The following is an 11,451-nucleotide window of genomic DNA, read 5'->3' on the forward strand; positions in this document are numbered from 1 at the left end:
TGTTGATAACTTATTTGCTGAATATGCAATTAACACAATACGGCGCCACACTAATGCTGACTATTATCGCACAGTATATGCCACTCAACTTCACTAACGGGCATAATAGAAAGGCGATGACCTTTTTTCACTAAACCAATATCATTAATACCAGCGAGAGATTTTATTTTTTGTAATGACAATATTTCGCTAAACTTTTCTTTTAGCTGAATATCAACCATAACCCAGCGTGGGTTGTCTGGACTTGATTTAGGATCAAAGTATTTAGACTCAGGATCGAATTGGCTATGATCCGGGTAGCTTTCTTTAACAACTTCGGCAATGCCAGCTATACCAAGCTGCTTACAGCTCGAGTGGTAAAAAAACACTTGATCACCAAGTTTAACCTCATCACGAAGGAAATTACGCGCCTGATAATTACGAATACCGTCCCAATGTTCCTGTTGGTTTGGTTTTGCGGCTAGATCATCAATGCTAAAAACATCGGGCTCTGATTTGAATAACCAGTATTTCATAAAGTTTACTCAATATAGAATGATTGAGAGAGGAAAAATAGAGTTAAGTTTAGCCAACATTGAACAGCAAACACATTGAATAAACCTAACTTAATCTGACTACATAGTAACTTAGCTGATAAATAGATGTTACCCTAGGCTAAATGCAGAAGAATTATTTCTCCGCAGCAACGACTGAAATTTCAACCAATAGTGCATCACGCGCCATTTTAGCAGCAACACATGCACGTGCTGGCGCATACCCTTCAGGTATCCATGCATCCCAAACAGCATTCATATCAGCAAAGTAGCTCATATCTTTAACATAAATAGTGGCTGATAAGATATGTTCTCTATCACTCCCTGCTTGTATTAATAAATCATCAACTTTATCAAGCATGGTTTGGGTTTGCTCAGTAATACCTTTAGTTGCATCTGCTGCCACTTGACCACATAAGTAAATAGTCCCATTATGTTTCACGATACGACTCATACGCTGTTTAGTTTCTTGTCTTTCGATAGACATTAATTACTTCTCCAATAAATCAATAAATTTTTGCGATTGCTCTATAGCAACGTTCATATCTTTAATTAGCACACTAACATTTTTTTCAATTGATACCATTTCGCCTTGCAGTGCACCTACAGCTTTAGCATTAAGGTTGTGCTTTAGAAACAAGCTATTATCTTTTAACGCTGACAATACTGGCGCCATTTTGCTTTCTGCTTTTCGCATCGATTTAATTAAAGTATTGTAGCGGCGTTCGGTTTCTTTCAGTTTTGAGGCACTTTGACGTTTTAAGCTACTACTCGATATTTGATCTATTTCTTCTTGCCATTCATCAAATAGAGCGTGTGAAACATCTTCTATTTTTTCTATGCGTGAACTAACACGCTCTGCTGCTTCCGCTGACTTTTCATATTGCTCCTGAGTGATACTGTATTGCTCTTCCAGTTGGCCGCCATCAAAGTTTATCAACGCAGTCATTTCTTCTAACGCTGATTTAAACTGTGCCTGAGCCTCTTCTTGTGACTCTTTAGCTGCCTCAACACGGTCAACCATAATATCACGTTTGTGAATTCCAACTTTCTCCATTGCAGAATAATAAGCACTAGAGCAACCCGCCAGTGATAAAACGGTAAACATAATGCATAATGTTTGACTCAATTTTTTCATAATTTACTCCCTCGAATACCATAAAACCTGATACTGATAATATACAGTGTTACTAATAGATAGGTAACACTTCTGTATAATACGTATATACTCGCCACCATTCAAAGTATTGGTTAAATTATATCTAACCATTATGGATGAATATCAATGTTACTTAAGTTAACCGTAAATATAATCACATAGCCAAAGACGTCAATAACAACAAAGGGGCGCAAAATGCTATTGCGTCCAGAATAAGTGCTAAAGATGAATCTATATTAGCTTGCTCTTGTGCAGTTCTCTCGTTAACCCATGTTGAAAAGAATGTATTCATAACTATCTCCATTTGTTACTTATGTAATTTGTTTAGATGTAACTTGTTTAAGTGAAACGACTATAAACATTCAAATGGTAGATTTGTTAGGCAATGTGCTTAACGGCTAAGAAAAATGATGAGCGGTTAGTATAGGTAATTACTGTGAGCTTTAAGGTGACTCTATCAACGTGTAAAAACTAAAAAACTCACTGAATAGTGAGCTTTTTAGCATAGTTAACTTACTCGCTATTTTTTATTTAAAGCAGCGAGTTCTTTTTTATTTAAAGCAGCGAGTTCTTTTTTAGCTAAAAAGTTATCCATTTTTGAGCGTAATAACTTGTACAATAAAATAGAGCCGTCAATTTCTTCTTTACGGTTAGTTAAACTTTCAATATTAAGCCCTAATGGTAAATCGTAAGGTAATACTGCATCTAAAATTTGCTGTAAACTATTCACACAAATACGAATAGATTCATACAAGGGTTTCTCTGCATTTAAAATGCGTAAGCTAGTTGCTTCAGGTACGTTCACCCCTAACCAATCGATAAACTCTAAGGTTTTTTCGCTACCACAAGGTGAAAAAGTTAAAATTAATCGTTGTGGTTTAAGCCCTTGCTTTTGGCATTCAATGGCGTAGCGCGTTAGTAAGTCTATTGTCGCCTGAGGATCATAAATGGCTTGTGAAATGAAAAAACTACACCCTTGTTTATGCTTAGCAATTAAACGCTCATGCTCATCTTTTTTACTAGCATGACGCTCAGCAATGGTTACTCCACCAATAAAAAATTTATTAGGATTGTTAACTAAGGTTTTATAAGCGCCAGCTAACGATAATGAAATTTCATTCTTTTTTGACGGGCTGCCAACTAATACAACATCTTTTACGCCATATTCATCCCAAGCTTCATTAGCCCAGTTATTAAAGTCTTCGCTGTTCGATTGCACTACGCTTTTATACGTGATTACTGGTCGATGAGATTTTTTATTTAATAATGAAGAGTACAGACGAGTATCATGAGTTGATTTAAACGGAAAAGGGCGAGGTTTACTAATACGAGAATTTTCATCTTGAATGTCATAAACAATCAAACCATCAAAGTCTATATCGCTTACACGCTCAAGTAATTTATCCGCAATGTCAGCGACTTTATCAAGTGGCGTATCACTTTTAGGCGGTGTAGTGCCAATAAAGTAAACACCTCGGTTAATATCGTTATATCTAGCTTTAAGCTCTGATTGTGTAGTCAAAATGCTCTTCTTTAATTTTCTTTAGACGTTTAGATGGCTATATAATTATGCAAATAGTTTATTTTGTCAACCATTGATATTTTATAAGTTATATTCGTCTACTTAACCTACGCCCATACATCAAGCTCATGTTACTTAATATTGCTATGCTTGAGCATTGAGTAGTTATGCCCAAGTATTATTATGCTCGATAAAATATTCACTAATATATTTATAACCGCCCATAAAAAAGCCCAGTATTTATGATTTGATACTGGGCTTTCAAGCAATTAACCTCATAGCAATAGCCGCTATCGATTACTGCCATGTTAATACGGAGCAATTAGCCCATAAACAAAAGACTAGCGATGATTGTCCAAACACCAAGACATAAACCAACCAAACCTACTTTACCTTGCATTGGTGCAAGTTTAGCAAGTAACTCTTCGCCTTTTTTAGCGCCTTCTTCTGATTTAGATAATACATACTTATTGATAAGATTGTAGCCTAGCATAAAGCCTAAAATAGCTTCAACGACACTACTTGCTAACCAAGTAATCCACCAAATAGGAGCACTCGTTAATAAACCTAAGTTAAGTACGGCAGCAATAATGCCCCATAGACCCCAAAAACAAAATACAACGCCAATCCAACCTTGATAAGGCGCTATTTTTGCTAGCACATCTTTTGCATCTGGTCTTTTCGACAGAATTAAAGAAGGTACCGCTAATAGGCTCAGTAAGATTAAAGCAATCCCGTAAATCATAATTTTTTCCTTTTAATTATCAATAAGAAGCTGATTGTATGAGTTCATAACAAACTAATCAATTAAAAAACAAGCTAGAAACGTATAATAAAAAACCTCACCACTTTACAGTAATGAGGTTCTATAAATACGGCACTTTAGTTAGCGATTAAAGCGTAATAAATTATTCCCACTCAATTGTTGCTGGTGGCTTGCCTGAAATGTCATAGACAACACGTGAAATACCGTCAATTTCATTAATAATACGGTTAGACACTAACCCTAAGAAGTCGTATGGTAAATGTGACCAACGCGCAGTCATAAAGTCGATAGTTTCAACACAACGTAATGAAACAACCCAATCATATTTACGCGCATCGCCCATAACACCTACTGAACGTACCGGTAAAAACACAGTAAAAGCTTGGCTTACTTTAGTGTATAAATCATGCTTATGTAGCTCTTCAATGAAAATAGCATCGGCACGACGTAATAAGTCAGCATATTCTTTTTTCACTTCACCTAAAATACGTACACCTAACCCAGGACCTGGGAACGGGTGGCGGTAAAGCATGTCGTATGGTAAGCCAAGCTCTAAACCAATTTTACGTACTTCATCTTTAAATAATTCACGTAATGGTTCAACTAAACCTAATTTCATATAGTCAGGTAAGCCGCCAACATTATGATGCGATTTAATGACATGCGCTTTACCGGTAGCCGATGCTGCAGATTCGATTACATCTGGGTAAATAGTTCCTTGCGCTAACCATTTAGCATTTTCAAGTTTATTAGACTCTTCTTCAAAAACATCAACAAATACGTTACCAATAATTTTACGTTTAGCTTCTGGTTCATTCTCGCCAGCTAAACGATCAAGAAAGCGATCTTCGGCATCAATTTTAATGATATTTAAACCAAAATGATTACCAAACATGTCCATAACTTGTTGCCCTTCGTTCAAGCGAAGTAAACCGTTATCAACAAATACACAAGTAAGTTTGTCACCTATTGCTCGATGTAAAAGCATCGCAACAACAGATGAGTCAACACCACCAGAAAGCCCTAGAATAACCTCATCATCACCTACTTGCTCTTTCATTTTAGCAATGGCGTCATCAATAATTGAGGCTGGTGTCCATAACTTTTCACACTGACAAATTTCTACAACAAAGTTTTCTAAAATACGTAGACCTTGTTTAGTGTGTGTTACTTCAGGGTGGAATTGCACACCATAAAATTGCTTCTCTTCATTGGCCATCGCAGCAAAAGCACAGCTTGGTGTTTGTGCAACACTAACAAAGTCACGAGGAATAGCAGAAACTTTATCACCATGGCTCATCCAAACATCTAGTAATGCATTACCATTAGCGCCAATACTGTCTTCAACATTATGAAATAATGCTGATTGTGAAATTAATTCAACCGCAGCGTAGCCAAACTCTTTATGCTCAGAGCTTTGTACACCACCGCCAAGTTGCTCAGCCATGGTTTGCATGCCGTAACAAATACCTAAAACAGGTACACCTGCGTTATAAACGTACTCTGGAGCACGTGGAGAATTAGCTTCTGTTACTGATTCGGGACCACCAGCAAGAATAATACCTGTTGGGTTAAACGCTTTAATTTGCTCTTCAGTTACATCCCAAGACCAAAGTTCACAATATACGCCAATTTCACGTACACGGCGTGCAATAAGCTGGGTGTATTGTGAACCAAAATCTAATATCAGTATGCGGTGATCATGAATGTCTTTCGTGGTACTTGTCGTCATGAGTTTTGTTCCTATTATCTTCAAAGTTTCTTCAAAATGAAGTATTTACTAATTTTCTAAAATGAACAGGCTGAGCATCTCTATTTATAGATAGTGCTCAGCCTGTTTGAATTTTTTTTGCTAAACTTATTCAATGTTAAGAATAATTTAGCTCCAAGCTAGTTAACATTAGCGCAAAGAAGGTGCTCGTAGTTGACCTTAGTCAATGAGTACATCCGATGCCGCTATTGTGTTAAATAGCGCAGGAAAAAATTATTCGATTAACCTAAACGGTAGTTAGGTGCTTCTTTCGTAATAGCGACATCATGTACATGCGACTCGCCCATACCCGCAGAAGTAATTTTCATAAATTCAGGTTTAGTGCGCATCACTTCAATGTTTTCACTACCGGTTAAGCCCATCGATGAGCGTAATCCGCCCATTTGCTGATGAATAATAGCAGCAACTGGACCTTTATATGCTACGCGACCTTCAATGCCTTCAGGGACTAATTTATCGGCTTCACCATCAGTCTTTTGGAAGTAACGATCGCTAGAGCCATCTTTTTGTGCCATTGCACCTAAAGAACCCATACCACGATATGATTTGTAGTAACGACCTTGGTAAAGCTCAACCTCACCAGGAGACTCTTCAGTACCCGCTAACATGCTACCAACCATGACACAGTGTGCGCCAGCAACAAGTGCTTTAGCAATATCGCCAGAAAAACGAATACCGCCATCAGCGATAACAGGAATACCTGTACCTTTAAGTGCTTCAACAGCATTAGAAATAGCCGTTAATTGTGGTACACCTACGCCCGTCACAATACGAGTGGTACAAATAGAGCCAGGGCCGATACCTACTTTTACCGCATCTACGCCAACATCAGCTAATGCTTTAGCGCCAGCGCCAGTAGCAACGTTGCCCGCAACAATTTGTAAATCTGGATATTTATCACGTGTTTCTTTAACACGATCAATAACACCTTGTGAATGACCATGAGAAGTATCAATTAATAATACATCAACGCCAGCAGCGACTAAGGCATCAATACGTTCATCGGTACCAGCACCAACGCCAACAGCAGCACCAACACGTAAACGACCTAACTCATCTTTACACGCATTTGGTTTGCTTTCTGCTTTTTGATAGTCTTTCGCGGTAATTAAACCCACTAATTGAAAAGCATCATTAACCACTAAGATTTTTTCAATACGGTTTTCATGCATTAAACCTAAAATCTCTTCACGTGGAGCACCTGACTTTACCGTGACTAGGTTTTCTTTAGGCGTCATTAATGCTGAAACAGTTTTACTTAAGTCTGTTTCAAAGCGTAAGTCACGACTAGTAATAATACCGACTAGGTTGTTGTTATCATCAACGACAGGGAAACCAGAAAAACCTAAATCATCGGCTTTATGCATCACTTGCTCAAGCGTAAAATTAAGGTTTACGGTAACCGGATGTGAAACCACACCGCTCTCATATTTTTTAACTTTAGCAACATTTTGCGCTTGCTCGGCAATAGTCATGTTTTTGTGGATAAAGCCTAAACCGCCTTCTTGCGCTAAAGTAATAGCCAAGCGTGCTTCGGTTACTGTGTCCATAGACGCAGAAACCATAGGTACATTTAAATTAATTTTACGCGTTAATTTTGTTTTTAAATCAGCTGTATGTGGAAGTACTTTTGAGTGGGCAGGTACCAGTAGTACATCATCAAAAGTTAGTGCTTCTTGGGCAATTCTTAGCATCGCAACGTCTCTCTAAAAAGGTTGGTTAGGGAGGGAATATTGCGGCAGAATTTTAACCGTTTTCTTGTTTTAGGTAAACCTCTTTTTGCAAAAACAGGTGAGAAAAACCAACAAATAATGAAAATAAATTGAAAGTCACGCCTAATCAATAAATAATGGCGTTTTCCGATGTCTACTAACCTTTTCCTCAAACGATATTAAGCCAATTTTTCATGAGCCAACAGCACATATTAAAAGTCAGCGAATTAACTAAAAAAGTTCGCTTTATTCTTGAAAGCGAGCTTAATACCGTTTGGCTCACGGGTGAAATATCTAACTTCATCGCAGCCAGCTCAGGTCACTGGTACTTGTCATTAAAAGATAGTAAGTCGCAAGTAAAGTGCGCCATGTTTAAAGGCAGCAATAGTCGCGTTCGATTAAACACCGGCAAACCAAGTAATGGTCAGCAAGTATTAGTACGCGCAAAAGTATCACTTTACGAGCCTCGCGGTGACTTTCAATTAATTATTGAACACATGGAAGATGCTGGCGCAGGTTTATTACGTCAGCAATTTGAGCAATTAAAAAATCAATTAAATGCACAAGGGCTATTTGATGCCTTTCATAAAAAAACTATCCCTGAGCACATTACCACTTTAGGCCTTGTGACCTCCCCAACAGGTGCTGCGGTTAAAGATATCATTAGTGTTTTAAAACGCAGGAACCCAACCATTAACATCATTATTTACCCCGCTTTAGTACAAGGTGAATATGCTCAAGGTGATATTTGTCATGCAATTGCTATGGCCAATATGCGTAATGAATGTGATGTACTTATTGTGGGTCGTGGCGGTGGTTCATTAGAAGATTTATGGCCATTTAATGAAGAAAGTGTTGTTCGCAGTATTTATAACAGTAAGCTTCCTATTATTAGTGCCGTTGGACATGAAATAGATACCACCTTGAGTGATTACGTTGCTGATTTGCGAGCGCCAACGCCCTCGGCGGCGGCAGAGCTAGTATCAAGTGATAATTCAGCACAGTTAAATAACATTAGCCTATTAAAACAGCGCCTAATAAGAGTTCATCAAGCGCAATTAACAAAGCGCTACGACCGCAGTAATTATTTACAACATCGCCTTAATCAAGTTCACCCAGAACAGCAATTACAGTTACAGCAGCAAAAAGCCGATGAGTTAGCCATACGCTTGAAGCAGGTAATAAAACGTACGCTACTTGAAAATAAACATAAACCGACTCAATTACAGCAACGTTTGTTACAAAGCTCACCTTTAAAAACAATTGAACGCCACCAAGACATTATACAACAAAGTACCCAACGATTAATTCATAGCCAGCAACTTCACCTGCAACATAAAAGCGAAACCTTTGTGCATCTCATTGAGCAATTACAATTAGTGAGCCCTCTAGCGACTATTGCCAGAGGTTATAGCGTTACTCGTGACAATAAAAATAGTGTTGTTAGTAGGGTGACACAAGTTACAGTTGGCGATGAACTTAGCATTCAATTAAGTGATGGTGTTATTGCCGTAAAAGCGACTCGTTTAAACATAAAAGAATAAATAATACCTCAAGGTTAATGCTAGACTTATTTTGAATAAGCCCCTGTTACCACCTAAAAGTAAAAGTTCCGATTCTTTTTCCTCTAATTAAAAAAGTTAGCACTCGCAATAACTCAACAATTTGCTAAGATAAGAACAGTCTTATAACGCTTTATTGTATTAGTATTTCATGCGATTTAATTACCAAATAATTGTTATAATCACCGCGCTGCTTTTCGTACTCTCTTCAAGTTTAACGTTAATTAACTACTTCGCTTCAATAAACTCAACGACCAAGCACCTTAAAGAAAGCGCTTTACCACTAACCGTTGACAACATTTACACTGAAATACAAAAGAACATTATTGAACCAAGCCTTATCGCATCAATGATGTCTAGTGATACCTTCATGAAAGACTGGCTAACCCATGAAGAAGACGATATTGAACAGATCACTCGCTTCCTCGATACCATTCAAAACAAATATAAAATGTATACCACCTTTTTAGTATCCGAAAAAAGTCAGCATTATTACACCGCAAGTGGCGTTTTAGATAAATTATCCGCTGATAAAGCGCATAATCAATGGTATTTCAAGTTTAAGAGCAGCAGTAAAAGCCATGAAATTAATATTGATTACAACGAGAATATAGGTGATTCGTTGATCATGTTTATTAATTACAAGATTTTTGATGATGAATATCACATGATAGGCGCCACAGGTATTGGGTTAAAAACCTCATATATTAACGAGATGTTAAAATATTTCAGGCTGCAATATAACTTCAATGTTTATTTAATCGATGAACAAGGAGAAGTTGTAGTTTCTGAAAGGTCCGTTAATAATTTAGCTAACATAAGTGATATCTCAGCATTAAAATCACAGTTATCAAACATCATAAATAAAAATAACCTGCTACTAGAATATAACCAAAACAATAATGACTATTTATTAAATGCCAAATACATTCCTGAATTAGATTTATACCTTATCGTTGAAGCGAAAGTAGATAACTTTACTGCAAGCGTAAAAGAAACCTTCTATTTAAATGTATGTATATCATTAATAATCACGCTATTAATTGCTGTGATTATTATCTTTTACGTGCGTAGCATACATAACAAACTCAATACTCTCGCCAATACAGATCCGTTGACCGAGCTCGCCAACAGACGCACTTTTTATAATATACTAGAACATAGCTTGTTATTAACATTAAGAAATAACACACCGCTTTCAACCTTATTTATTGATATTGATAACTTCAAAACTATTAACGACACCTTAGGCCATGATATTGGTGATAAAACCCTCAAGAGTTTAGCTGACATACTCACATCAAGTATACGAAAAAGTGATACAGTTGCCCGCTGGGGCGGCGAAGAGTTTATTATTTTACTCGAAGATACCAACTTAGCGCATGCAAACCTAATAGCGGAGCAACTACGTTCAGCAGTAGAAAAAAACGTAGCTTTAAAGGAAATAACGAATAAAGGCGTCACTATCAGCATCGGGGTAACAACAGCAAATGAAAATGATACTGTTGAGTCTTTATTTAAACGAATCGATAATGCGCTTTATAGCGCCAAAAATAACGGTAAAAACTGTATTGCGGTAGAGACAGAATAGGTAATTTAATAACAATATAGATGAAGGTAGTTAATCTTGACCTTGGCTTTCGGTCTAACTAAAGCACTGACTTATAAACACAAACTCAATGTTCCCTCAACCTGAATTTTTTATGGCAATAAGGCGAATTTAACGCAGTTAGCTTTCAACCGTTATGACTTGTAATAACAAATCGGAAACTTGTGAAGCACTCTCTTCAGCAAATTTAACACCAAAAGACAACCCTTCCACTTGCTGTTTAACATTACAAATAATAGCTTGTAACTTAATATTACTAACACCATCTTCTCCCTCAATAATAATCTCAATGGCTTTATTTTCAGTTAGCATTAGTTTATCGCCATTCACAATACTTAACTGCCCACCAGCCACAGACAAATTAAGAATAGTGGTTTGCCAATAAGCCTGATCTATTTTGACTTTAGCGGTGATCTGAGTGTCGATACGAACAGAAGAACGCAAGTTTTGCACCATAACTGAACGTGGAAAGTCTAATACCATAATACGAGATGGCATTTGCAGTGTTTGCTTAATAGTACTGACAAAAGCAACAACTACACCTTCATGACCTTCAATTAAGCCTCTAACAGTAATACCTGCACCTTGGTTAAGGTATTGCGAGAAACGGCCTAATTTAGTGAGTTCCGGAAACTGTATTAAAATATATTGCTTAGGCAAGTAGCCAATAAAGGTTGTTCTGAACTTACCCTTCTGCCCCGCCGGCGTAGTGATATCAATCGTCACGGTTGAGCCAGCATGTAATAAAGCTAAGTTTTGGCTTAACCTTTTAGCGGTGTCTATTTGAGTTGCGGCTTCAGCCATAAGTTAATGATAT

11 protein-coding genes are annotated in these 11,451 nt (G+C 37.3%); 2 read left to right on the forward strand and 9 right to left on the reverse strand.

What is annotated here, in order from left to right:
* Positions 1-50: 50 nt before the first annotated feature.
* The 8 genes from KO495_RS06860 to guaB all read right to left on the reverse strand — a co-directional run bounded on the left by KO495_RS06860 (position 51) and on the right by guaB (position 7,445).
* Entirely contained in the window at positions 51-515 is a 465-nt protein-coding gene (locus KO495_RS06860) for an EVE domain-containing protein (RefSeq protein ID WP_215979661.1), read from the reverse strand.
* A gap of 154 nt (positions 516-669) precedes the next feature.
* Positions 670-1,020 carry a RidA family protein gene (locus KO495_RS06865; RefSeq protein WP_215979662.1) on the reverse strand — a complete coding sequence of 117 codons (351 nt, stop codon included), beginning with the start codon at positions 1,018-1,020 and terminating at the stop codon, positions 670-672.
* A gap of 3 nt (positions 1,021-1,023) precedes the next feature.
* A complete protein-coding gene (locus tag KO495_RS06870) occupies positions 1,024-1,671 on the reverse strand; it encodes a DUF2959 domain-containing protein (protein ID WP_215979663.1) in 648 nt (215 codons plus the stop codon).
* 175 nt (positions 1,672-1,846) lie between these two features.
* Positions 1,847-1,984: a hypothetical protein gene (locus KO495_RS06875; RefSeq protein WP_215979664.1), complete on the reverse strand. Its 138-nt coding sequence runs from the start codon at positions 1,982-1,984 to the stop codon at positions 1,847-1,849.
* 228 nt (positions 1,985-2,212) lie between these two features.
* Complete coding sequence (locus tag KO495_RS06880; RefSeq protein ID WP_215979665.1) at positions 2,213-3,214, reverse strand: hypothetical protein; 1,002 nt, start codon at positions 3,212-3,214, stop codon at positions 2,213-2,215.
* 322 nt (positions 3,215-3,536) lie between these two features.
* Complete coding sequence (locus tag KO495_RS06885) at positions 3,537-3,959, reverse strand: hypothetical protein (protein WP_215979666.1); 423 nt, start codon at positions 3,957-3,959, stop codon at positions 3,537-3,539.
* A gap of 163 nt (positions 3,960-4,122) precedes the next feature.
* Complete coding sequence (gene guaA / locus KO495_RS06890; protein ID WP_215979667.1) at positions 4,123-5,712, reverse strand: glutamine-hydrolyzing GMP synthase; 1,590 nt, start codon at positions 5,710-5,712, stop codon at positions 4,123-4,125.
* 260 nt (positions 5,713-5,972) lie between these two features.
* Complete coding sequence (gene guaB, locus KO495_RS06895) at positions 5,973-7,445, reverse strand: IMP dehydrogenase (RefSeq protein WP_215979668.1); 1,473 nt, start codon at positions 7,443-7,445, stop codon at positions 5,973-5,975.
* Positions 7,446-7,657: 212 nt separating this feature from the next.
* On the opposite strand from guaB, the gene xseA reads away from it, so the two are divergent.
* Both xseA and KO495_RS06905 read left to right on the forward strand, forming a co-directional pair.
* Entirely contained in the window at positions 7,658-9,007 is a 1,350-nt protein-coding gene (gene xseA / locus KO495_RS06900) for an exodeoxyribonuclease VII large subunit (protein ID WP_215979669.1), read from the forward strand.
* Between the two features lie 169 nt (positions 9,008-9,176).
* Positions 9,177-10,616 (forward strand): sensor domain-containing diguanylate cyclase, encoded by a 1,440-nt coding sequence (locus tag KO495_RS06905; RefSeq protein WP_215979670.1) that lies wholly within the window; start codon positions 9,177-9,179, stop codon positions 10,614-10,616.
* A gap of 138 nt (positions 10,617-10,754) precedes the next feature.
* Here the strand turns inward: KO495_RS06905 and KO495_RS06910 are convergent, their stop codons facing one another.
* Positions 10,755-11,438 (reverse strand): PilZ domain-containing protein, encoded by a 684-nt coding sequence (locus KO495_RS06910; RefSeq protein ID WP_215979671.1) that lies wholly within the window; start codon positions 11,436-11,438, stop codon positions 10,755-10,757.
* Positions 11,439-11,451: the final 13 nt, after the last annotated feature.

Source organism: Colwellia sp. D2M02, assembly GCF_018860755.1.
Lineage (GTDB): Bacteria > Pseudomonadota > Gammaproteobacteria > Enterobacterales > Alteromonadaceae > Colwellia > Colwellia asteriadis.